This is a genomic window from Faecalibacterium sp. IP-3-29, from assembly GCF_023347335.1.
Classification (GTDB): Bacteria; Bacillota; Clostridia; order Oscillospirales; family Ruminococcaceae; genus Faecalibacterium; species Faecalibacterium duncaniae.
In genome coordinates this window covers 2,546,061-2,570,059 of record NZ_CP094471.1, presented here as the reverse complement: position 1 = coordinate 2,570,059, position 23,999 = coordinate 2,546,061, and the positions used below count along the sequence as shown (strand labels likewise).

General features: G+C 54.3%; 18 protein-coding genes and 1 tRNA gene. 12 read left to right on the top strand and 7 right to left on the bottom strand.

Going from position 1 to position 23,999, the window contains the following annotated elements:
• Nucleotides 1-99 precede the first annotated feature (99 nt).
• The 3 genes from MTP40_RS12265 to MTP40_RS12255 all read left to right on the top strand — a co-directional run bounded on the left by MTP40_RS12265 (nt 100) and on the right by MTP40_RS12255 (nt 3,868).
• Entirely contained in the window at nt 100-1,299 is a 1,200-nt protein-coding gene (locus MTP40_RS12265; RefSeq protein ID WP_207684601.1) for an ATP-binding protein, read from the top strand.
• Between the two features lie 72 nt (nt 1,300-1,371).
• Entirely contained in the window at nt 1,372-2,082 is a 711-nt protein-coding gene (locus MTP40_RS12260) for a Sak single strand annealing protein (protein WP_207684600.1), read from the top strand.
• Between the two features lie 112 nt (nt 2,083-2,194).
• Nucleotides 2,195-3,868 (top strand): AAA family ATPase, encoded by a 1,674-nt coding sequence (locus MTP40_RS12255; RefSeq protein ID WP_207684599.1) that lies wholly within the window; start codon nt 2,195-2,197, stop codon nt 3,866-3,868.
• A 240-nt stretch (nt 3,869-4,108) separates the two neighbouring features.
• On the opposite strand, the gene tnpA is transcribed toward MTP40_RS12255, so the two are convergent.
• From tnpA to MTP40_RS12230, 5 genes are all read right to left on the bottom strand, one after another.
• Complete coding sequence (tnpA, locus tag MTP40_RS12250) at nt 4,109-4,588, bottom strand: IS200/IS605 family transposase (protein WP_249259462.1); 480 nt, start codon at nt 4,586-4,588, stop codon at nt 4,109-4,111.
• 164 nt (nt 4,589-4,752) lie between these two features.
• Nucleotides 4,753-6,240 (bottom strand): recombinase family protein, encoded by a 1,488-nt coding sequence (locus MTP40_RS12245; RefSeq protein ID WP_249259461.1) that lies wholly within the window; start codon nt 6,238-6,240, stop codon nt 4,753-4,755.
• A 243-nt stretch (nt 6,241-6,483) separates the two neighbouring features.
• Nucleotides 6,484-7,002 carry a ClbS/DfsB family four-helix bundle protein gene (locus MTP40_RS12240; protein ID WP_120079920.1) on the bottom strand — a complete coding sequence of 173 codons (519 nt, stop codon included), beginning with the start codon at nt 7,000-7,002 and terminating at the stop codon, nt 6,484-6,486.
• Between the two features lie 440 nt (nt 7,003-7,442).
• Nucleotides 7,443-7,518: transfer RNA gene (locus MTP40_RS12235), tRNA-Val, on the bottom strand.
• Between the two features lie 142 nt (nt 7,519-7,660).
• Nucleotides 7,661-8,254, bottom strand: a complete 594-nt coding sequence (locus MTP40_RS12230) for a TetR/AcrR family transcriptional regulator (protein WP_117477167.1) — start codon at nt 8,252-8,254, stop codon at nt 7,661-7,663.
• 248 nt (nt 8,255-8,502) lie between these two features.
• Here MTP40_RS12230 and MTP40_RS12225 point away from each other — a divergent pair, with 248 nt between their 5' ends.
• From MTP40_RS12225 to MTP40_RS12195, 7 genes are all read left to right on the top strand, one after another.
• Nucleotides 8,503-10,602, top strand: coding sequence for an efflux RND transporter permease subunit (locus MTP40_RS12225; RefSeq protein ID WP_154276939.1), 2,100 nt, complete (start codon nt 8,503-8,505; stop codon nt 10,600-10,602).
• Nucleotides 10,603-10,607: 5 nt separating this feature from the next.
• Nucleotides 10,608-12,512, top strand: a complete 1,905-nt coding sequence (locus MTP40_RS12220; protein ID WP_249259460.1) for a hypothetical protein — start codon at nt 10,608-10,610, stop codon at nt 12,510-12,512.
• A gap of 134 nt (nt 12,513-12,646) precedes the next feature.
• Nucleotides 12,647-13,441 (top strand): threonine/serine ThrE exporter family protein, encoded by a 795-nt coding sequence (locus tag MTP40_RS12215; protein WP_249259459.1) that lies wholly within the window; start codon nt 12,647-12,649, stop codon nt 13,439-13,441.
• Nucleotides 13,438-13,896 (top strand): threonine/serine exporter family protein, encoded by a 459-nt coding sequence (locus MTP40_RS12210; protein ID WP_156059793.1) that lies wholly within the window; start codon nt 13,438-13,440, stop codon nt 13,894-13,896. The genes MTP40_RS12215 and MTP40_RS12210 overlap by 4 nt, the downstream gene beginning before the upstream one ends.
• Nucleotides 13,897-14,186: 290 nt before the next feature.
• Nucleotides 14,187-15,023 (top strand): ABC transporter substrate-binding protein, encoded by an 837-nt coding sequence (locus MTP40_RS12205; protein ID WP_097773338.1) that lies wholly within the window; start codon nt 14,187-14,189, stop codon nt 15,021-15,023.
• Nucleotides 15,024-15,131: 108 nt separating this feature from the next.
• On the top strand, nt 15,132-15,896 hold the full coding sequence (locus MTP40_RS12200; protein WP_097773339.1) for an amino acid ABC transporter permease: 765 nt from the start codon (nt 15,132-15,134) through the stop codon (nt 15,894-15,896).
• A gap of 13 nt (nt 15,897-15,909) precedes the next feature.
• Nucleotides 15,910-16,662 (top strand): amino acid ABC transporter ATP-binding protein, encoded by a 753-nt coding sequence (locus MTP40_RS12195; protein ID WP_370569101.1) that lies wholly within the window; start codon nt 15,910-15,912, stop codon nt 16,660-16,662.
• 54 nt (nt 16,663-16,716) lie between these two features.
• Here the strand turns inward: MTP40_RS12195 and MTP40_RS12190 are convergent, their stop codons facing one another.
• Both MTP40_RS12190 and MTP40_RS12185 read right to left on the bottom strand, forming a co-directional pair.
• Nucleotides 16,717-18,441 (bottom strand): DUF262 domain-containing protein, encoded by a 1,725-nt coding sequence (locus MTP40_RS12190; protein WP_249259458.1) that lies wholly within the window; start codon nt 18,439-18,441, stop codon nt 16,717-16,719.
• A 147-nt stretch (nt 18,442-18,588) separates the two neighbouring features.
• Nucleotides 18,589-21,024: a GH36-type glycosyl hydrolase domain-containing protein gene (locus MTP40_RS12185; protein WP_249259457.1), complete on the bottom strand. Its 2,436-nt coding sequence runs from the start codon at nt 21,022-21,024 to the stop codon at nt 18,589-18,591.
• 423 nt (nt 21,025-21,447) lie between these two features.
• On the opposite strand from MTP40_RS12185, the gene MTP40_RS12180 reads away from it, so the two are divergent.
• Together MTP40_RS12180 and MTP40_RS12175 are read left to right on the top strand one after the other, a co-directional pair.
• Complete coding sequence (locus MTP40_RS12180; RefSeq protein ID WP_249259456.1) at nt 21,448-22,458, top strand: LacI family DNA-binding transcriptional regulator; 1,011 nt, start codon at nt 21,448-21,450, stop codon at nt 22,456-22,458.
• Nucleotides 22,459-22,542: 84 nt separating this feature from the next.
• On the top strand, nt 22,543-23,982 hold the full coding sequence (locus tag MTP40_RS12175) for a twin-arginine translocation signal domain-containing protein (protein WP_249259455.1): 1,440 nt from the start codon (nt 22,543-22,545) through the stop codon (nt 23,980-23,982).
• Nucleotides 23,983-23,999: the final 17 nt, after the last annotated feature.

Sequence of the window (23,999 nt, the reverse complement as noted above, 5' to 3'; positions counted from 1 at the left end):
CAAAATTTGCGCTTCAGCTATTTTTGTTTAATAGAAAAGCACAATACTGTTTACACAACAATAATTGTATGCTAAGATAAGAATATGAGGTGATGCACGATGGTTCTGCGCAAAAGTTATTTGGATAAGATCATTCCTTTTATCGATCAGGATCTGATCAAAGTTCTGGTTGGAATCCGGCGCTGTGGAAAAACAGTCCTTCTCGGTCAGATCAAGGACGTGCTCCTTCAGCGCAACATTCCCGCACAGAACATTATTCAGGCCAATTTTGAGTCCATGCGCTTCCGCAGCACCCGTACTGCAGAAACGCTTTACGACTACATCGCAGAAAAAGCGGAAGGCTGCACCGGCAAAATTTATATTCTTCTGGATGAGATTCAGGAGGTGGAGCGCTGGCAGATTGCAATCAATTCTCTTCGTGTCGATTTCGATTGTGATATTTACCTGACCGGCTCCAATTCCAAGCTGCTTTCCGGCGAATTGGCAACCTATCTTTCCGGACGATACATCCAGATTCAGGTTTTCCCCTTTTCGCTGGCCGAAGCAAAACAGCAATGCATTGAAAACGGAACCTATACTTCGGACGAAAAGCTCTTCGCAGACTATTTGAAGTACGGCGGTTTTCCGCAGCGTTTCTTCCTCCCTGACGATCATTCAATCACCACCTATCTGGACGATCTTTACGAGGCTATCATTGTCCGTGACATCATGCTACGCCACAATATTCGCGAACAGACCGCATTACGTAATGTCCTTGCATTCCTGCTGGACAATATCGGCAATCCGTTTTCTGCCCGTAATATCAGTGGACGCATGGTTTCGGAAGGAATCAAGACAACCACTGCTACCGTACTGAACTACGTTGATTATTTCAAGGAAGCCTTTATCCTTCTGAATGCAAGCCGCTATGATATCAAAGGAAAAGCGCTCCTGTCCAGCACAGAAAAGTACTATGCAGTCGATCTTGGCCTGCGGAATGTTATCAAGAAAAGCGAAAAGCTTGACAGCAACAAGCTGTATGAGAACATCGTATATCTGGAAATGCGGAGCCGTGGCTATGAAGTTCATGTCGGCAAGATGGACGACACCGAAATTGATTTTATCTGCTACCGTGGAGATGAAAAGCTCTATATTCAGGTTGCTTACCTGATCACTCCCGCCGATGAAGAACGGGAGTTCGGTAATCTTGAGCGGCTGCACGACAACTATCCTAAGTATGTTATCAGTGGTGATTTGATGAATTTAAGCCGAAACGGAATCATTCATCGAAACATCATTGATTTTCTGCTCAATCCGTAATTTTCACATCATGGGGCACAACAGTTGACGCTGTTGTGCCCTTTTTTCTTTATCAGAATTGGAGGCATTCTTATGGAAAATCCATTCGTAAAATTATTTGCTATCGACTTCAAAGACCATGTGGAGGTCAAGAAGTCCGGCAATACCGAGCTGAAGTATGTGAGCTGGGCGTATGCCTGGGCAGAGGTGAAGAAGCTGTATCCCGCTGCCAGCTATGAGGTCAAGAAATTCAACGGTCTGCCCTATGTTTATGACCCCATAACCGGCTTCATGGTGTATACCTCGGTCACGATTGAGGGCATTTCGCACGAAATGTGGCTGCCTGTACTGGATGGCGCAAACAAAGCCATGAAAGCTGTGCCTTACACCTATACCACCCCGAAATGGGACTACAATCCGCAGACCCGCCGCCGTGAAAAGATCGGCATGGAAGAACGCACCGTAGAAGCAGCCTCCATGTTCGATGTGAATAAAGCTATCATGCGGTGCTTGGTGAAGAACCTTGCTATGTTTGGCCTTGGCCTGTACGTTTATGCCGGAGAGGATTTGCCGGAAGATGCTGCACCGCAGCCGGAGGCTGAACCTCAAAAGCAGCCGAAACCGAGATCCTCTACCCCGAAGCAGGAACAGCCGCCCATGCCCTGCATCTGTGTCCGCTGTAATCAACCCATCAAGAGAGTTAAGTTGAAAGATGGCTCCATCATGCAGGCGGCAGAACTTGCAGCTACCCATGATGGAATGTGCGCAGACTGCTATAAAGCCACCAGATTGAACGTAGCATAATAAAACTGCTCTATTTCGATGTCACTTGATTCTTGTATGATTCTATATTTCATGGTACACTTACAGTAGTAAGTTCTGAAAGCTCATCTCTATGAGCGGAAAGGAGCATTGCATGGCAGATTTGCAGTTTCCTGTTGGGATCTCAAATTTCTCAGAGATTCGTACCAAAGGATATTATTATATTGATAAGACCAATCTGATTGCAGAGATTCTGGATGGCGGCATTCCTAAAGTCAACTTGATTACTCGCCCTCGTCGTTTCGGAAAATCTCTCGGTATGAGCACTCTCGCAAATTTTCTGGACATCACCAAAGACAGCAAGCAGATGTTTGAGGGATTGGCGATCTCCAAAAATACGGAACTTTGCAAAAAGTGGATGAATCAGTGTCCTGTGGTCTTTTTCTCTTTCAAGGACACGGACGGTCTGACCTTTGAAAGTGCCTATGGAATGCTGTGCATGAAGCTGGCATTTGCATTTCAGGATTATCAGTTTCTTTTGGACGACGATGCTATTTCCGACGATGACAAAGGCATCTTTAAGCGGATTCTGGGACGCACTGCATCAATGGATGAAACCAAAAGCTGCTTTTTGCTATTGACCCGGATGCTGGAAATCCATTTCAAAAAGTCGGCGGTCGTCATTCTGGATGAGTATGATGTTCCCATTGCCAAAGCCAGCAGCAACGGATATTATTCGCAGATGCTGGACGTGATGCGGGCTATGATGAGCACCACGCTCAAAGACAACACCTCCCTCGACTTTGCTGTTGTTACTGGCTGCCTGAAAATTGCCAAAGAAAGCATTTTTACCGGGACGAACAATTTCGTTTCGGATACGATTCTTTCTCCCCGGCTGAGCGAATCCTTTGGTTTCACACAGGCAGATGTAGATCAAATGCTGAAAGATGCTGGTCTTGAATCACAGTCTGCTGAAATCAAGGCATGGTACGACGGTTATCATTTTGGCGATGCAGACATTTATTGTCCGTGGGACGTGATCAGTTATCTGCGAGATTTCCAGTATGGTGTAGCACAGAAGCCGAAAAGCTATTGGAAAAACACCAGCGATAATGCTATTATCCGTTCTTTTATCGACTATGCAGGTGACAATATCACCACGAAGCTCGAAACGCTGATGGCTGGCGGCTCCATTGTCCAGCATATTGAAGAAAACCTGACCTACGATTATCTGCACTCCTCTGAGGAAAATCTTTGGAGTGTGCTGTATCTGACAGGCTATCTGACCAAGGTGCGGGATAAGGATCTGACAGATTCGCTGCCGGATGGCTGCTCTGCGCTGATGATTCCAAATGCAGAGATTCGGGAAATTTTTGAAACCACTGTAAGCAAATGGTTTGATGACAGTGCAAAGGCATGGAACCGCAGCCCTTTGTTTGATGCAGTCTGGAGCGGAAACAGCGAAGCTCTGACAAAAGAAATGACCAAGCTGCTGCGCATGACCATCAGCTACCATGACTATCGGGAGGATTTTTACCACGCTTTCCTTGCAGGCATCTTTACTGGTGCTGGCTATGTGGTAGAATCCAACAAAGAGCATGGCGAGGGTCGTAGCGATGTTATCGTAAAGGATATCCGCAATGGCCGCGTGGCAATTTTTGAAGCCAAGTATGCCAAAACTCTGGATGCTCTGCCAGATGCCTGTGATACCGCCATTCAGCAAATCGACGACCGGATGTATGCGGCAGATTTCAGGGATGACTATGATGACATTCTCTGCTACGGCATCGCATTCTTCAAAAAGCGTTGCATGGTAAGGAAAAAATAATTATCTACTGGGGAGTATCTTTGGATGCTCCCCTTCACTTTTTACAGGACAGTCCAAATGGATTGTCCTGTTTTTATTTGGAGGTACACAATGGAAGAAGAAGTCAAAACCACCGGCTGAGCCGGTGGCTTGAGTAAGCCCTAGAAGGGCATAATACTAGCAAAGCCCCTTAAGGGGCCACGAATGGGTCTGTCAACTGCATTCCTTTCTCGTGGCAGGTCCCTCAAGGGGCCTTTTTATTTACGCCTTAGTTTCCTTGCTACCCGTAAACGGGTCTACGAACTCCTTAAAGCTCAACTGATCGGCAATCTGGTCCTGTTGCAGTTGATTTTTAATGTACTCTTGGATTTTCTTTTTGTTCTTTCCTACCGTATCCACGAAGTATCCCCTGGCCCAGAAATGCCGATTGCCATACTTATACTTCAGATTTGCATGTCTGTCGAAAATCATGAGACTGCTCTTTCCTTTGAGATATCCCATGACGTAGGAAATGCTGTACTTCGGCGGAAAACTTATCAGCATGTGGATATGGTCAGGGCAGGCCTCCGCTTCAATGATTTCAATACCTTTTTGTTCGCACAACTGGCGCAGTATCTGCCCTATATCCTTTTTGATCTGACCGTAAATTACCATTCCCCGATATTTCGGTGCAAACACTACATGGTATTGACATCTCCACGTGGTATGGCTTAAACTATCTACGTCTTTGTTATCTTTCATTTCAAAGATAAACCTCCCTGTTCCTAGAATGTGGTTGGCAAACCCACACTCTATTCTACGGGGAGGTTTCTCTTTGTCTAGGGCTAAAGCCGTTTTTATTCCACCAGCAGAGCTGGTGGTTGTCGCTCGCTTAAGCTACCCAAAAGAAAAGGCCGCTTACCTTTTCAGGTAAACGGCCTTACGTTTGGTGGAGCATTGTCCACAGCACTCGAACCCAACACCTCTTCACGGGAGATGGTTTTGGAATCGTCCGTGAAGTTGAAATTGAGCACGACCCGGTCATCAAAAACGTAGACCGAGTTGACAAAGGTATCAATGATCTGCCGCTGGTGTTCCGTGCTGCCCACGTCACCCTTGCGGAATTTTTCAAGCCAGAACCGAATCCACTCACGGGTCAGGACGGGCTTTTTCAGTTCTTCTTCCAGAATGCTGGTGTTCAGAGCTTCTTTCCGGGCTTCCAGCTCGTCCAAGCGCTGCTTGGTGGTCGGGGTCAGGATGCCCTGTTCAATGGCTTCCAGAAGGTTTGTCAGCCGCTTCTCCGTGTCCCGGAGCTGGTCTTTCAGGACAGGCAGCCGGGTGTTCTCCTTCTGCTGGGCTTCCATGACTAAATCTATCAGCCGTTCGATGATTTCGTCGTTAAAAATCACCTTAATGGCGGTGTCCACTACGAACCGCTCCAGCGGCTCCTTGCGGATGGCTTTCAGGTCGCAGTGCGCCTTGCCGTGGCGCTTGGCGTTGCCGCACTTGTAGTAGTAGTAGGTGTTTCCCATGTGGCTGGTGCCGCTTTCGCCACCCATCAGGGTGCCGCACTTGCCACAGAATAGCTTAGTGGTCAGCAGATAGCTCACATCCTCTTTTGCAGGCCGACCGTGGGCGATCTTGTTTTGCTCGAAACGCTGCTGCACCCGGTCGAACAAATCCTGGTCAACAATAGCCGGAATGCCGCCCGGCGTCACAATGTCCTTGTAGCGGTATTCGCCGATGTAGCGGCGGTTGCGGAAGATCTGGAAGAAGCTGTTCTTTACGAACGGCTTCCCGGTGCGGGTGCGCAGCCCTCGCTCATTCAGGGATGCTGCGATTTTCTCGGCAGGCTCGCCGTTGGCGTACCGGGTGAAGATCTCCTGCACAATGGGAGCTGTCTCCGGGTCGATATGGTACAGCCTGTCCTCCTTGCCAATGGTGAAGCCCAGCGGAACGATCCCGCCGTTATACTTGCACTGAAGGGCATTTTCGCGCTCACCGCGCGCCACTTTCAGGGCGAGCTCGGCGGAATAGTATTCCGCCATGCCGATCAGCATACTCTCCACCATAATGCCTTCAGGCCCCTGCGAGATGGGTTCCATAGCAGACACCAGATGGACACCGTTCTTTTCCAGCTGGTACTTGTAGTTCACGGCATCGAATCGGTTCCGGGCAAAGCGGTCGAGCTTCCAGACCAGAACTACATCGAAGATTTTCTTTGCGCTGTCCTTAATCATCCTCTGGAAGTCCGGGCGGTCATCCGTCTTGGCGGAGTAGGCACGGTCAATGTAGGTGCCGACCACGGTGATGCCGTTCTTCTCGGCGTAGTCCTTGCAGTCGCGCAGCTGTCCTTCAATGGACGCTTCGCGCTGGCTGTCAGATGAATAGCGGGCGTAGATCACGGCGGTCATGGTTGCACCTCCTTGGCGCGTATTCGACTTGCCTTTATAGTATCGGGTCAAGCGCAGCTTGTCAACAATCTGCGAGCAGATTGAAATGTGAAAATTGCGAAACGCAGCGAAAAAGGTGAGAGCAAGAATCGTCCCGTGGCCACAAATTTTCAATTCTTGAAAATTCTTGCCCCTTTGGGACAGCTTCTTGTTGGGGCGTGCCTGCCCCAAACCCTGCTAGGAACGAGTACAGCAAACTGGAAGTTATAGTGCCATCTTTTTCCATTTTCTGATCTTCGTTCTAAAGGTTCCAAACGGAGCCACTGTGTTAACATGTATGAATTTGTATACTTCCCAGACGGCTGTTTTAGTTGCCTCGTCGGCCCATTTTCTCATATGTGGTTTAAACAATTCTTCCTCACTTAGTGAATCGATCATTGCATAAATAGAATCAATGTTCTCATTCAACATGTCTTTCAGCTCTTGCAGTGACAGGTGTGCATATGTATCTGTGAACCATTGATATAATTCACCAAGCTGATTCCACTTAAAATTATCGGAGGGAGTTTTGACCTGAAGACCCTTTCTTTCGTCTGCTTCCCATTTAAGAATGAGCGTTGTCCATCCAACCTGATAAGCAAGATTTTCTGCTGGAGTTCGATCAACCTCATCAATCCTCTTATCTTTTAAAGGTTCCGGAATATCATTAAATTCTGATATATACTTTGCAAAGCTTTTATTTATCTCGTTTTTAAGTTCATCCTTATTCTCATATGTTCTCACGATTCTATCTCCTCAAATTCTTATTTGTTGAACTAAGCCGAGTATACCATACTCTCCAATGAAAGAACACCCCGATATAGTGAAATTTTGCCATTTTTCTGCGTACGTGCGTACACGCTCCGCAGGGATTCTAAGGGGCTTGGCCCCTTGGCACACAGACTTTGGCACAAAGTCTAGTGTGTTACACCTTGTCAGAGGTGTACAGGCTCCCGGTACGCACGTACGCAGCGACTACTCCCAAACGCGCCATATAGGGGGACGACCAAGTTCGCACAAAGCGAACTTGATTCCGCAAAGCAAAAGGCAGGATACCACTATCATAGTGATACCCTGCCTTTGCTCGTTTACCGTTCCGAGTAGTCCTTCCGCAGAACTTCCGATAAACAAAAAACGTACCCAAACCCTTTTTCATAAAGAATCGGGTTCGAGTACGAACTGTATGGTGGACGGTACAGGACTCGAACCTGTGACCTCCTGCACGTCAAGCAGATGCTCTACCAGCTGAGCTAACCGTCCAGATGTCGTATCGACTTGAATATAATACCACATTTTTCGCGCAATTGCAAGGGCTTTTTTGAAAAAAGTCTGCCTTTTCCGTTTTTTGCCCCGAGGGATTGGCGCAAAGGCCCCTTTGCGGGGGCTGGCAGGGGAGAGGTGCTCAGAGCGCCCGGCGGATGATGTCGTAGAGGATGGGCTTCATGTTGTCGATGTTGTCAGGCTTGCCCTCCAATACAGAGGTGTAGCACACCGATATGCACATACTGCCCAGGGCGGTGATGCGCTGGTAGATCTCCCGCTCAGTGCGGCCCGCCATCTCGGGGCTGCACATCACGGTCTGGAGGACCTTGCGCATCAGCGGCTCGGCCTCGCCGCTGGCTTCGATCTGATCCAGCCCGGGCCAGACAAAGCTGCGCTCCAGGAAGCGGAGCATCAGGGTGTCCGCGCGCAGGGCTTCGATGATATGGTCGATGACAAAGATCATCTGGTCGGGGAAGCTGGTAAGCTCGGCGGCGTGCTGCTCGGCGGCGGCACAGGCGTTGTCCAGCAGCTGGTAGCTCACCCGGGCCAGCAGGGCCTGCGTGACCGAACCCTTATCGGCAAAATAGAGGTAGAATGTGCCCTTGCCCACCTTGGCGCGGGAGGTGATATCCTCCACGCTGGTCTTGGAGGTGCCCCGCTCCAGAAACAGCTCGTAAGCTGCGTCCAGAAGCGCACGGCGCTTTTCCTGTTTCTTTCCTTCCACGGTGCTCATAGCTTGCTGCATCCTCTTTTCTGACGTTGTTTTGTCGTGTAAACAATATTTTAGCAGGGAGAAGGGAAGAGCGCAAGAGCAAAAGCCCCCGGACAAGCTATACAATTTTTGCTTTGTGATAAGAAAACTGACTTTTGGTCATTTTCTATCTTGACACCTTGCGTCGATTGGTTATAATAGTGCTTGCTCAGAAATGACCACGGGTCATTTTAGGGCAGATCCAATCAACTTTCGTATGGAGGGTTCCCATGAAAAAGATCGCACAGAGCATCGTGCGTCTGCGCAAGCTGATCTTAACAGTAGCGGTCCTGCTGTTGATCCCTTCCGCAATCGGCGCGGTTGCTACCCGCATCAACTATGATGTCCTGACCTATCTGCCGCAGGAGCTTGACTCCATGATCGGCGAGGTAGCGCTTGAGGACGACTTCCATCTGGCCTCCACCGGTATGATCACGGTGGAAGGCCTGCCTACCAATGAACTGATCGCCATGAAGAAGGACATTGATGCGGTGCCCGGTGTCACACAGACCTTCTGGCTCAGCGATGTCATCGACCCCAGCATCCCCACCGAGATGCTGCCCGCGGATGTCCAGCAGTTCATGTTCGGTAAAAATGATTCCACCATGCTCATCGTCCGGTTTGATGCGCCCAGCGCCAGCGACGAGACGATGAACGCCGTCAAGCAGATCAAACAGGTGCTGCGGCACGACTGCTACTTTGGCGGCATGAGCGTCATTCTGCAGGATACCAAGGCGCTGATCAATGAAGAGATGCCGCTGTACATCCTGTGCGCTGTGGGTGCCAGTATGCTGGTGCTGTTCCTCTCGCTGGAGAGCACCATCACGCCTGTGCTGTTCATGCTGGGCCTGCTGTTCCCCATTGCGTACAACTTTGGCACCAACATCTTCCTGGGTCAGATCAGCTACATCACCCAGGCGCTTTCCACGGTGCTGCAGTTGGGCGTGACGATGGACTTCTCCATCTTCCTGCTCCATCGTTATCAGGAGGAAAAGGAACTCCGCTCCTCCAACGAGGAAGCCATGGTGACCGCCATCTGCAAGACCATGACCTCCATCACCGCTTCCTCCCTGACCACCATTGCGGGCTTCCTGGCACTGTGCGCCATGCGGCTGACGCTGGGCCGCGATATCGGTGTTGTTATGGCAAAGGGTGTGGCGCTGGGTGTCATCTGCACCATCGTCATTCTGCCTGCTTTGATCCTGACCTTTGATCAGCAGGTCGAAAAGTACAAGCACCGCACCATCGTGCCCAAGCTGACCAAGCTCAGCTACTTTGTTTCCAAGCACGCAATGCCCATCGTGGTCGTCTTTCTTGTGCTGCTGGTGCCCTTTGTGGTGGCCCAGCAAAAGACTGAGGTCTACTACACCCTGTTCGACTCGCTGCCCCAGGATCTGACCGGTATCGTTGGCACCAACAAGCTGGGCGAGGACTTTGGCATGACCACCTCCCACTTTATTCTGGTGGATGAGGACCTGACCGCAACGCAGGTATCTGACCTCTGCGATGAGCTCAAGGACGTGGACGGCATCACCCAGGTGGTGAGCCTGGATTCCATCACCGGTCCGGGCTTTCAGACCGAACTGCTGCCCGACAGCGTGACCGAGATCCTGCAGTCCGGCGGCTACAAGCTCATTCTGGCCAACAGCTCCTATAAGACCGGCACCGATGCCATCAACAACCAGCTGACCGAGATGAACGACCTTATCAAGGCGGTTGACCCCAACGGTGTCATCACCGGCGAGGGTGCCATGACCAAGGATCTGATCGAGGTTGCGGACGTGGATTTCAAGAACGTCAACGTCTGGTCGATCATGGCGGTCGCTGCCATCATCCTGATCTCCTTCCGGAGCCTGTCCATCCCTGTGCTGCTGGTTGCCAGCATCGAGGCCGCCATCTCCATCAATATGGGCATCCCGTACTTCACCGGTACCCAGCTGCCCTTCATCGCCAGCATCGTCATCGGCACCATCCAGCTGGGCGCGACTGTGGACTACTCCATCCTGATGACCACCCGTTATCACGAGGAGCGCAGCTATGGCCGCACCCCGCAGGAAGCTGCCCAGCAGTCGCTGGAGCACTGCAGCCAGTCCATCCTGACCAGCGGCCTGACCTTCTTTGCCGCAACCGTCGGCGTGGCCGCCATTAGTAAGATGGAGCTGCTGCAGAGCATCTGCCGGCTCATCTCCCGCGGCGCACTGATCAGTATGGCTGTCATTCTGGTCGTTCTGCCCGCCGCCCTGATGCTGCTGGACTGGGTCATCCGCCACACCACCATGCACTGGCTGGTCCCTGAATCTTCCAACGCCAAGAAGTCTGATAAGGAGTAATTACCATGAAAAAATCGCTTCGTTTCGCCAGTGCGGCGCTGGCGCTGACTCTCGCCGCAGGCATGACCCTGCCCGCCTTTGCAGCCGCCAAGGCCGATTATTCCAAGGATGAGACGGTCTACGCCGTGATGAACGCCGACGGCTCCATCAAGTCCACCACCGTCAGCGAGCACCTGTACAGCGCTTCCGGCCTGTCCAATGTCACCGATGAGAGCACTCTGACCGATATCCAGAACACCGAGAGCGATGCCGCGTTCACCCAGGACGGCGAAAAGCTGGTCTGGAACACCGACGACACCGACGTGTACTATAAGGGCAATACCGACAAGGCCCTGCCCATCACCGCAAATGTCACCTATACGCTGGACGGCGTGACCGACAGCCTTGAGAACCTGATCGGCAAGAGCGGCCACCTGACCGTGACCGTCGACCTGACCAACAACGAGACCGGCACCGTGACCGTCAACGGCAAGGAACGCACCGTTGTCACCCCGCTCATCACTGCTGTGGGCGTGATCTTTGGTCAGGATGCCACCAACCTGAGCGCCGAGCACGGAATGCTGGAATCCGCCGCCAAGAGCAGCGTGGCCGCTTTTGTCTGCCTGCCCGGCGTGAAGGACTCTCTGGACGGCCTGCTGCCCGATGACCTGTCCACTGTGGAGGATTATCTGCAGGACAGCGTCACCGTGGAAGCCGATGTTGAGAACCTGACCGCGCCGCAGGTCATGCTGGCCTGTGCCACCAACGCCGATGCGCTGGGCACCAATGCCTTTGACCTGAGCAGCCTCAACGAGCTGACCGATGGCATCAGCCAGCTGAACGATGCCATGAACCAGCTGATGGATGGTGCCGCCCAACTGGTGGACGGTGCTTCCCAGCTGGCCAACGGTACCCTGGCCCTGCTGGACGGCGCTTCTCAGCTGAACAGCGGCGCTTCCACCCTGAACGATGGTCTGGGCCAGCTGACCAACGGTCTGGATACCCTGAGCTCCAATAACGCTGCCCTGCAGGCCGGTGCCCAGCAGGTGGCCGATGGTGTTCTGGCCTCTGCCAACAGCACCCTGATGGAGGGCGGCCTGATCGACACCCCCATGACCTGGCACAACTACGCTTCCGTCATTGACGAAGTGCTGACCATGAACGAAAAGACACTGGCCGCTGCCCGCAAGAAGATGGTGCGCACCGTCTGGGAGCAGGAGCCCAGCTTCAAGGACAGCCAGCTGGACATTGCCCTGTATCTCTCCGCAACCAAGACCAACCACGACCTGGAAGCTGCTCTGCGGCTGATGCAGAGCTACGACCCCTCCATGTTCAGCGCCATGCTTGATTTGAGCACTGCCAGCGCAAAACAGACCGTGCATGACGAGCTGAAGTATCAGGCTGAGAACAGCCAGGATATCGCAGATGTCCGTGCCCTGAAGAACAGCCTGGCGCAGATCCAGTATTTCGTGTCCAGTGTCAACCAGTACACCAATGGTGTTGCCACCGCTGCTGACGGTGCCCACTCCGCAAAGGACGGTGCCGCCCAGCTGGCCGATGGCACCAAGACCCTGTATGACGGCGTGACCACCTTGAATGATGGCGCAGGCCAGCTCAGCGATGGCACGGTCCGGCTGAACGATGGCCTGAACCAGTTCAATGAGGAGGGTATCTCCAAGCTGACCGGTGCTCTGGACGAGGAGCAGATCCACGGCCTGAAGACCGTGCTGGACGAGATGACCAGCCGTCTGGAGGACTACACCAGCTTTGCCGGTAAGTCCGAGGATGCTTCCGGCAGCGTGAAGTTCATCTATAAGACCGGTGAGACGGTCGCCGCTGCGGATGTTACCGCCCAGACCACCGCCGATGTGCAGGAAGGCAACTTCTTCACCCGCCTGTGGCAGCGGATCGTGAACCTGTTCAAGTTCTGAAAAAACGGCGTGCCTGCTTGACAAGCCGCCGGAGATTGACTATACTACAAATAGATTCGTCAAGAAAAATGACCGCTCAGGCACTGAAACGTTGAGGCGGTCATTTTTTATGCCAATTTTAAGGAGACCACAGCATGGCAGAGAGGGAATTGTATCCGGACGGGGAACAGCGCCGCCGCATCATGGATTTTATTATGGCGGCCGGTCAGACCCTTTTGGAGAACGGGGCAGAAGTGTTCCGGGTGGAGCAGACCATGGAGATCATGGCGGCCAGCTTCCACCTGCGGGAGTTCCATGTCTATGTGCTGACCAACGGCATTTTTGCCAGCGCAGGCACGGCGGAGATGAGCGAGGTGCGCAACGTGCCCACCCGTACCACCCACCTGGGGCGGGTGGCGGCGGTGAATCAGCTTTCCCGCCAGATCGCGTCCGGGGAAGTGGACACCATCGATGAGGCCGAGACCCGGCTGGCTCAGGCCAGGTGCATCCCTTTTCCGAAGGACTGGGTGCAGCTTGCGGCGGGCATGGGCGGCGCGTTCTGCTTTGCGCTGATTTTTGGAGGCGACCTGAAAGCCGGGCTTGCCGCCGCTGCGGCCGGTGTTGCGGCCAACGCCTACCTGCTGTTCTGCGGGCGGCACGGCGTGGGGGGCGGGTTCCGAACCATCTCCACCGCCGCCCTCATCACCCTGTGCTGTATTCTGGGCTGCAGCCTGCTGGGCACTGAAGCCAGTCACGCCATCATCGGTACTCTGATGATCCTGACCCCCGGCATCGCCTTTACCATGGGCATCCGGGACTTTGTGCAGGGCGATTACCTGTCCGGCACCATCCGGATGATCGACGCATTGCTCATTGCGGCCAGCATCGCCATCGGTACCGGCCTTGTGCTGAGTCTCTATGCCTTTTTGAAGGGGGTGGCCGTGGTATGACAGAACTTCTTTTCACCGGGGAGCAGCTGGGCCGTCTGGCCCTGCAGTTCCTGCTGGCCGGGGCGGGCACCCTGAGCTTTGCCATCCTCTTTGCCTGCCCCAGGCGCACCCTGCCCTACTGCGGGCTGGTGGGCGCAGTGGGGTGGCTGGTATACGAGATCGCGGAGCTGTTCGGGATGGAAGCCTTTGCGGCCTCGCTGCTGGCGGTCATTCCGCTGACGCTGCTGGCCCGCATCCTTGCGATGACCCTCAGAGCACCGGTGACGGTGTTCCTGCTCACCGGCATCTTTCCGCTGGTGCCCGGTGCGGGCATCTATTACAGCGCCTACTACTTCATTCAGGGCGACAACGCTCTGGCGCTGGCAAACGGCATCTCCACCTTCAAGATCGCCGTGGCGCTGGCCGTGGGCATTGCCCTGGTGCTGGGCATCCCCCTGCCACAGAAACGCCGATAAAACAAAAACGAGACCGCCCACCGGGCGGTCTCGTTGGTTATGCGGGAGCATTCAACGGCAGAACGCAATGGAAAGGCAAAAATACCGAGCCAAAAATGTATATATGCATTAAGAATGGGCCGCTGTATGTATAAATGTTTTCAAAAGGGTTTCATTTGTTCCGATTTTTTGCACAACACTTGACTTTTTTATTTGTACAACATATACTAATCCTGTTCCTTGATGACACGATGAAGCGCATCGTGCCGGGAAAGTGAAAAATTATACAATCAACAGAGGAGTGTTTGAATATGAAAAAGATCAATCGCCGCAGCTTTCTGGCTGCCGCTGGTCTGACCGCTGCCGCTCTGGCTCTGACTGCCTGCGGCGGTTCCGCCTCCAGCACCGCTTCTTCCACTGCAAGCAGTGCAGCTTCTTCCGAGGCTGCTTCCACCAGCGCTGCCGCTGAGCTGACCACCGTTGAGGCTGGCAAGCTGACCATGGCCACCAACGCTGCCTTCCCTCCGTACGAGATGACCACCGATGCCGGTGAGTTTGAGGGCATCGACATCGACACCGCCAAGGCCATTGCTGAGAAGCTGGGCCTGGAGCTGCAGATCGATGATATGGACTTCGACGCAGCACTGCTGAGCGTGCAGCAGGGCAAGGCCGATATTGTCATGGCTGGCGTTACCGTGACCGACGAGCGCAAGGCTGTGATGGACTTCTCCGACAGCTACGCTACCGGCATCCAGTCCATCATCGTTCCCGAGGGCTCTGATATCACCTCTCCCGATGATCTGGCAGGCAAGAAGATCGGCACCCAGCGTGGCACCACCGGCTACATCTACTGCTCTGATGACTTTGGCGATGACGCTGTGGTCGCATACGACGACGGCCTGACCGCTGTGCAGGCTCTGAACAATGGCCAGGTTGATGCAGTTGTCATCGACAATGCCCCTGCAAAGGAGTTCGTTGCCGCCAACCCCGGTCTGGTCATTCTGGACACCAGCTACGCCGAGGAGGATTACGCCATCGGTCTGGCAAAGGGTTCCGCTCTGGAGGATGCTGTCAATGCCGCTCTGGAAGAGCTGAAGGCTGACGGCACCCTGCAGTCCATCGTGGACAAGTACATCACCGCTGAATAATTCAGCTGTACCTTGTATCACGGGGAGGCGGCCCCATCTGGGGCACCTCCCCTTTTTTGGAAAGAACAGGTTACAAAATTCTAACAATTTTAGAAAGCGAGGATGCGAATGGCCGCACAATACGAACTGCTGAAAGAGCTGCTCAACAGCGGCACGAAGCTGGACTTCGGGCAGGAAATGTTCTTCAAATTCTATCAGGCGTTCATCCTGAACGACCGCTGGGTGCAGTACATCCAGGGCGTGGGCACTACGCTGCTGGTCACCGCCATTGCGCTGGCACTGGGCGTGGTGCTGGGCAGTGTGGTGGCACTGGTGCGTGTTGCGCACGACCAGCAGCGTCCCGGCCGCAGGAACCCGGTGCTGGGCTTCTTCAATGCCGTCTGTCAGGTGTACACCACCATCATCCGCGGCACCCCCATGATGGTCCAGCTGCTCATTATGAGCATGGTCATCTTTTCCAACAGCCGCAACTTTACCATGGTCGGTGCGCTGGCACTGGGCATCAACTCGGGCGCTTACGTCTCGGAGATCATCCGCGGCGGCCTGATGGCGGTGGACCCCGGCCAGATGGAAGCCGGCCGCAGCCTGGGCCTGAACTACATGACCACCATGGTGGTCATTGTCATTCCGCAGGCCATCCGCGCGGTGCTGCCTGCACTGGGCAACGAGTTCATCGTCCTGCTCAAGGATACCTCGCTCATCACCGTTATCGGCGGCAAGGAGCTGCTGTATGCGGCGCAGGGCATTATGAACCGTACCTACGAGGCCATGTTCCCCCTGTTGGGCGTTGCAGTGGTCTATCTGGTCTTAGTCATGCTCTTTACATGGCTGCTGTCGAAGTTTGAGAGGAGGATGGCGCAAGGTGACCGCTAATCATGCTGAAAAGATCCTGGAAGTCCGTGGTCTGACCAAGACCTACGGCGGTGAGGCCAAAAAGGGCGCAAAGCAGCCCACCCCCACCCTGGATGTCCTGAAGGGCATCGACATCGACATCTACCGCGGCGATGTGGTCTGCCTGATCGGCCCTTCCGGCTGCGGCAAGTCTACCTTCCTGCGCTGCCTGAACCGGCTGGAGATCCCCACCGGCGGCTCCATCAAGTTTGAGGGCATCGAGGTGGATGATGCCCACATCGATGCCGTGCGCCAGAAGATGGGCATGGTGTTCCAGCACTTCAACCTCTTCCCCCACCTGACCGTCAAGCAGAACCTCTGCCTGGCCCCGGAGCTGCTCAAGCTCAAGAGCAAGGAGGAGGCTTCCAAGCGCGCCGAGGAGCTGCTGGCCCGTGTCGGCCTGTCCGATAAAGCCAATGTGTTCCCCAAGAGCCTTTCCGGCGGCCAGCAGCAGCGCATTGCCATTGCCCGTGCTCTGGCCATGGACCCGGATGTCATCCTGTTCGACGAACCCACCTCCGCCCTTGACCCTGAGATGGTCGGCGAGGTGCTGGAGCTGATGAAGGAGCTGGCCCACACCGGCATCACCATGCTGGTGGTCACCCACGAGATGGGCTTTGCCCGCGAGGTATCCAACCGCGTCATCTTCATCGATGAGGGCAGGATCCAGGAAGATGAGCCCCCGCAGGAGCTCTTCTCGAACCCCAAGCATCCTCGTCTGAAGGCTTTCCTTTCCAGGATGCTGTAATTGAAGCTGAAAATGCCGTCGCACAAATTCGTGCGGCGGCATTTTTTGAATGGTTTAAAGTTTCCAGAGACTTTGTGCCTGTTTGTAAAGCCAGAGGGCACGGGCCTGAATCTCAATCTCGTTCCAGTCCGTTTTTGTCAGGGCATCCTGAAGCGTGGAAAGGCCCGATGCGCAGAGCGTAAGACCGGGCTTTTCCTGGCCCTTTCCGGCTTTCTTTGTGCTCCAGTCACTGTCCCGGATGGAGGCGTTCAAAGACTGTGGGATGATTGCGAGATTTCCCAGAGTCAGAAGGATAGAATCTCTTTTTTCTGCGTCCAGCGGGGTAGGGCAGGCGGGCCAGTTGTTGCGCCATTTTTTGGGCATCAGATGCTCAAGACTGTAATTGTTGAAACCATGCAGCACGACAGCACTCTGAGCGGGGTGGATGTGGCTTTCAATCAGATAATGAACACCTTTAGAATAAAGGTTCATCAGTTTAGAATGTTCAAAACCATCCCGAAGTTCAGTATCTGTCGGAATATAAGAATTCGTTCCACTAGCGGCCTGTAATCGAGTGCGCAGATCGTCAGCATCCAGAATCTCATTAGCAATCAAAGAAAGGAAAAGGTTGTTATAGTTTTTAGATGTTGCATGGGTCACGATACGACGCATAACGTAGCTTTCAAGAATACCATACATCTGGTTCAGAGCATTCGTATCAGAAATATTCTTGGCAAGATAGAGAACGTACGGAATCAGCGTTGTTGTTTTTAGACCGAAGATAACCACATTCAGCCGCTCGATACCAAATGTGGATGGAATTGTAGTATCGCAGATATCCGGCTGAAATGTCTTACGGAACAACTCGGCATACTCCCTCAGAGAGGAAAGGATGATCTGTTTGCTTCCGCCGCAGTAGTTGTCCACAAAGCTCTGATAGGAATTTGACAGTCGATCTGTGCGGGCATAAATCAACTTGTCCTCTGTGCTGATACTGTATTTTTTATTTTGGATGAACAATTGAAAATAAGCATCAAAAAAGATGTCGATCAGAGGACGGCGAATGCGGCCGGTCTCTATAATGGTATCCCAGTATTCTTTTGTTGCGGCGCTATTATCAAAGACAGGCTCCCAGATCGTCTGATAATCTGTCAGGTTATTACGACTGAAAAAATAATTCTTGAGCAGTTCAGAGGTGGTCAGGCTGACTCCAAGAGAGTTCAGAGAATCGAATATTTGCTGTTCATCATCATTCGCATCCAGGTCGATCCGAACAAAGTGAGTTTTTCCAACGATCGTGGTGTAATTTAATTTGGATGTATCCAATGATTCTACAAAAAAATTGTAAGCCTGAACGACACGGGATTTTGAAAAGTCATCTGTAATAGAAACTGGTGCGGTCATACCCATTACCTTTTCAAAGGCGGGACGATCGTTTTTTCCATGCTGAAGGCTCAAATCATTCGTGTCTGGAAATCGATAATGAGAATCAAATGTAAGAGACTGCCCTAACTTTAGACAGAGAACTTTCAAGAAGATGAGATATGTTGTCAATCGCTGCTGACCATCGATCAGAAGCAACTGCGTGGAATAAGGCTCGGACGATTTTGGCGTTCCGTTGTCTTTGAAAATCAGGGTACCAAGAAAATGTGGGGACTTTGTTTTGACCGTGAATTCCATATCATTTAGGAAGCGCTCCCAAAGATATTTGTCCCAGACGTAGGAACGTTGAAAAAATGGAATCTCAATCAATGTGGTTCCATCAAAAATGCTGGTGATTGTCGCTTTATGCGCATTCATAGAAAATCCTCCCGCTGCTTTTCAGATTTATTAGTAGAATAGCACGAATCCACTGTGAATTCAATGAATCACAAACAAAAGCTCCCGCTTCTCAGAAAAAGCTGAAAAACGGGAGCTTTACAATTCTACAAAACAGAAGCTATGCGCCTAGCCCATGGTCACGACAACTTCCACACCTTCACCGGCCTTTGCCAGCGGCAGGAGGGTGCCTGCAATAGGAGCACCGTTCACGGTGACGCTCTGCACGCCCTTCTGCACGGCGTGGGGGTTCTCCACCCGGATGTGGTACACGGCACCCCGGTAACGGCGGGTGACGGTGTAGCCTGCCAGCGTGTGGGGGATGCAGGGGTCAACGCGCAGGCCATCCAGAGTGGGCTGGATGCCCAGAATGTACTGGCTCACGTTCACGAAGGTCCATGCCGCCGTGCCGGTCAGCCAGCTGTTCTTGGCCTCGCCGAAGGTGGGGGCATCGCGGCCTGCCACCATCTGGCTGTAAACGTAGGGTTCGGTGCGGTGGATCTCGCTGATGTCCTCGATATAGGCCGGGCAGGTCTTTTTGTAGACAGCAAAGGCCCGGTCACCGTGGCCCAGCACGGTCTCAGCACAGCTGATCCAGGGGTTGTTGTGGCAGAAGATACCGGCGTTCTCCTTGTAGCCCGGGGGATAGCTGGAGATCTCGCCCAGATTGAGCCGGTAGGTGGTGTAGGCGGGCTGGAGCAGTACCACGCCGTACGGGGTGTCCAGCCGCTCCTCCACGCTCTTCAGTGCGGCTTCGGCCTGACCGGTCTCCCGGCCGATCCCGGCCATCACGCACATGCCCTGGGGTTCGATGAAGATCTGCCCCTCGTCGCATTCCCTGCTGCCTACGGGGGCACCAAAGGCATCGTAGGCACGGCGGAACCATGCGCCGTCCCAGCCGGCGGTCAGGGTGGCCTGTTCTACTGCGTCAATGGCGGTGCGGGCACTGGCGGCCTCCTCGGTGAGGTGCAGGTGGTCACAGAGTTCGGTGTACTCGCGGCCGTATTTCACGAACATGCCCGCAATGAACACGCTCTCAGCCACAGGGCCCTCGCTGGGGCCAGTGATCTGGAAGCTCTCGCCCGGGTGCTCCGAAAAGCAGTTCAGGTTCAGGCAGTCGTTCCAGTCGGCCCGGCCGATCAGCGGCAGGCCGTGGGGGCCCAGATGGGTATGGGTGTAGCGGAAGCTCCGGCGCAGATGCTCCATCAGGGGCTGTGCTCTGGTCACGTCGTTGTCAAAGGCAACCGGCTCGTCCAGGATCGACCAGTCACCGGTCTCCCGCAGATAGGCGGCGGTGCACGCAATGAGCCAGAGCGGGTCATCGTTGAAGCCGCTGCCCACGTCGCGGTTGCCCTTTTTGGTCAGGGGCTGGTACTGGTGGTAGGCACTGCCGTCCTCAAACTGGGTGGCAGCAATATCCAGAATGCGCTCCCGTGCGCGGGAAGGGATCATGTGGACGAAGCCCAGCAGATCCTGACAGGAATCCCGGAACCCCATGCCGCGGCCGATGCCGCTCTCGTAATAGCTGGCACTGCGGCTCATGTTGAAGGTGACCATGCACTGATACTGGTTCCACAGGCTCACCATCCGGTCCAGCTTTTCCTCGCCGGAGGTCAGCTGCCAGCCCGAGAGCAGTTCCTGCCAGTAGTCGGCCAGTGCCCTGCGGGCGGCATCCACCTGTGCGTCGGTGGCATAGCGGGCCATCATGGCCTCGGCCCGGGCTTTGTTGATGATGCCGGGAGCGCTGAATTTTTCCCCGACCGGGTTTTCAATGTAGCCCAGCCCGAAGATGATGCTCTTTTTCTCGCCCGGTGCCAGCGTGAGATGGAAATGGTGGGCACCCACCGGAGCCCAGCCGTGGGCAATGCTGTTCGAGCAGTGACCGGCTTTGACCGCTTCCGGTGCGGCGGGGCCGCCGTACACGCCGCAGAAGGCATCCCGGCTGGTGTCGAAGCTGGTAACAGGGGCGTTGGCCCAGAACACGGCGTAGTGATCCCGGCGCTCCCGGTACTCTGTCTTATGATAGATGGCACTTTCCACCACTTCCACCTCGCCGGTGGAAAAGTTGCGCTGGAAATTGGAACTGTCGTCCATGGCATCCCACAGGCAGAACTCCACATAGCTGAACACGTCCAGCGTGCGGGGGGCAGCGGTCTTGTTTTCCAGCGTCAGCCGGTCGATCTCACAGGCATCGCCCCGGGGCACAAAAAGTTCCTGAGCGGCCGCAATGCCGTTTTTCTCGCCCTGCAGGATCGTGTAGCCCAGACCGTGGCGGCAGGTGTAACGGTCCAGTTCCGTCTTGGCGGGCTGCCAGCCCGGGTTCCAGATGGTGCCGCCATCGTTGATGTAGATGCGGTGGCCGTCCATGTCCAGCGGGGAATTGTTGTAGCGGTAGCGGGTCAGCCGCCGCAGCCGGGCATCCCGGTAAAAGCTGTAACCGCCGCCGGTGTTGGACACCAGACTGAAAAAGTCCTCGCTGCCCAGATAGTTGATCCAGGGCAGGGGAGTGCGGGGCGTGTCGATCACATATTCCCGGCGCGCATCATCAAAATGTCCGAATCTCATAGCCTTGTTCCTCCTTATAGGGTAAACCGGAAATGCTGAAATCATTTGATGGCGAAAACGATTTAGAACTTGCGGCCCAAGGGTGGGAAAGGCACTTGTCACCCTAAGAATAGTCTATCCTGCGGGAAAAATCAAGAGCGGACCTGAAATATACAACAAGGGTGCAGCGGGCTGGTTCAGGGGTAAAAACCGGTATGGGAACGAAAAAATTATCGAACGGTAACGAAATGTAACGAAAACGATGCAGACTGCATAATTCTGAGGAAATGAAATCTCGCAACCTGCTGAAATGTAGCCTTTTGAGATAAAACTTTTCTTCTTCTGCTTGATTTTTAGTGCAAAATGCGCTATATTGAAATTGCGAAAACGATTTAGGATTCGCTCGGGAGCCCTGAGCGGGTCCCTGTGAGGGAGGGCGGCGAAATGTCATCCTTAAAAGATCTGGCGCGTGAATGCGGTGTCTCGGTGGCAACGGTGAGCAAAGCGCTCAATGGCCAGTCGGACATCTCTGCTGCGACCCGCGACCGTGTCCGCGAGGCGGCCCGCCGGATGGGCTATGTGCCCAATATGGCGGCCCGCGCGATGAAAACCAACCGTACCTACAACCTTGGCGTTCTGTTTGTGGACGAGCGGCAGAGCGGCCTGGCCCACGAGTACTTCTCGGCGGTGCTGGACAGCTTCAAGGTGCAGGTGGAAAAGCTGGGCTACGATATCACCTTTGTCAACCGGAACCTCGGCGGCAGAACAATGACCTATCTGGAGCACTGCCACTACCGGGGCGTGGACGGAGCGGTGATCGCCTGCGTGGATTTCAACGATCCGCAGGTGGTGGAGCTGGTCAACAGTGATGTGCCGGTGGTGACCATCGACCATGTGTTCAACAACCGGATGGCGGTCCTTTCCGATAATGTCAACGGGCTTTCGGCGCTGGTGCGGTACGCCTACGCCAACGGCCACCGCCGCATCGCCTTTATCCATGGCGAGCGCACGGCGGTGACGGAGAACCGTCTGGCGGGCTTCTACAAGAGCTGCGCGGAGCTGGGGCTGCAGGTCCCCGAAGAATATGTGCGCAGCGGTGTGTATCACGATCCCGACCGCTGTGCCGAGGAGACCCGGGCCCTGCTGGCACTGCTCCAGCGGCCCACCTGCATCCTCTTCCCCGATGATTTCTCGGCCATGGGCGGCTGCATCGCTCTGCAGGAAGCGGGCCTGAGCATCCCGGAGGATATTTCCGTGATGGGATATGACGGCATTTACCTCTCCCGCGTGATGAAACCCCAGCTGGTGACCTGGCAGCAGAACACCAAAATGCTGGGCCGGATGGCAGCAGATAAGCTGGTGCAGATGATCGAGCACCCCCGTGTGACGCTGGCCGAGCAGATCCCGGTGACAGGAAAACTGCTGGAGGGCGGCTCGGTGCGCAGCATCGAATGAATGGGTTGGATTTGGTTCCGGGCGAACCGGAGCCTTGAATTTGAAACGCTTTTTCACGAAAACCATTGAAGGAGGTTTTTCATTATGAGAAAGATTTCGCGTCGTAATTTCCTGCTGGCTTCCGGTGCAGTTACCATCAGTGCAGCGCTGAGCGCATGCGGCGGCTCCTCTTCTTCTACCGGCGCGGCATCCTCTGCCGCAGCTTCTTCCGCCGCTTCCGCTGCTCCGGCAGCTCAGGGCAAGGTGCTGAATATCTGGTGCTGGAACGACGAGTTCCAGGGCCGCTTCAATAACTATTACCCCGAGGTCGCCTCCATTGCTGAGGATAAATCCACCACCACCCTGAAAGATGGCACCGTTGTCAAGTGGACCATCAACGCCAACGAGAACAACAACTACCAGAATAAGCTGGATGAGGCCCTGCTGAATCAGGACTCCGCCGCCGATGATGACAAGGTAGATATCTTCCTGATCGAGGCTGACTACGCACTGAAGTATGTGGATTCCGATTACGCACTGGATGTCAAGGCAGACATCGGCCTGACCGATGCCGATCTGGCTGGTCAGTACCAGTACACCAAGGATATTGTCAGCGTGGACGGCAGCCAGCGCGGCACCACCTGGCAGGCGACCCCCGGTCTGTTCGCATACCGCCGCAGCATCGCCAAGGAAGTGCTGGGCACCGATGATCCCACCGAGGTGCAGAGCCATCTGTCCGATTGGGATAAGTTCAACGAGGTGGCTACACAGGCCTATGCCAAGGGCTACAAGATGCTGTCCGGCTTCGATGATGCTTACCGCACCTTCTCCAACAACGTGGACGCTCCCTGGGTGGACGGCACGACCGTCAAGGTAGACCCCAACATTATGAAGTGGGTCGATCAAACCAAGGAGTACACCGATAAGGGCTACAACAATAAGTCCAGCCTGTGGGACAGCCAGTGGGCAGCCGATCAGGGCCCGAGCGGCAAGGTGTTTGGCTTCTTCTATTCCACCTGGGGCATCAATTTCACCCTGCTGGGCAACTCTCTGGAGACCCCTGTGGCCGAGGGCGGCAAGGAAGAAGTGGGCAACGGCATCTACGGCGATTACGCAGTCTGCGAAGGCCCTCAGCCCTATTACTGGGGCGGCACCTGGATCTGCGCGGCAGCCGGTACCGATAATACCGATATCATCCGCGACGTGATGCAGAAGCTGACCTGCGACGAAGCCATTATGAAGCAGATCACCCTGGATACGCAGGATTACACCAACAACGAGAAGGCCATGGAAGAGATCGCAAACAGCGATTATGCCTCCGACTTCCTGGGCGGCCAGAACCATATTGCCCTGTTTGCAGAAGCTGCAAAGAAGATCGATATGTCCAACGCAGGCCCGTACGATCAGGGCCTGAACGAGAGCTTCCAGAATGCCTTCAAGGATTACTTTACCGGCACGGTGGACGAGGATACCGCAAAGGCAAACTTCGAGACCGCCATCAAGGAAAAGTACCCCGAGCTGACCGATGTGGTCTGGCCCGCATAAGCGCAGCCGGAACCTGA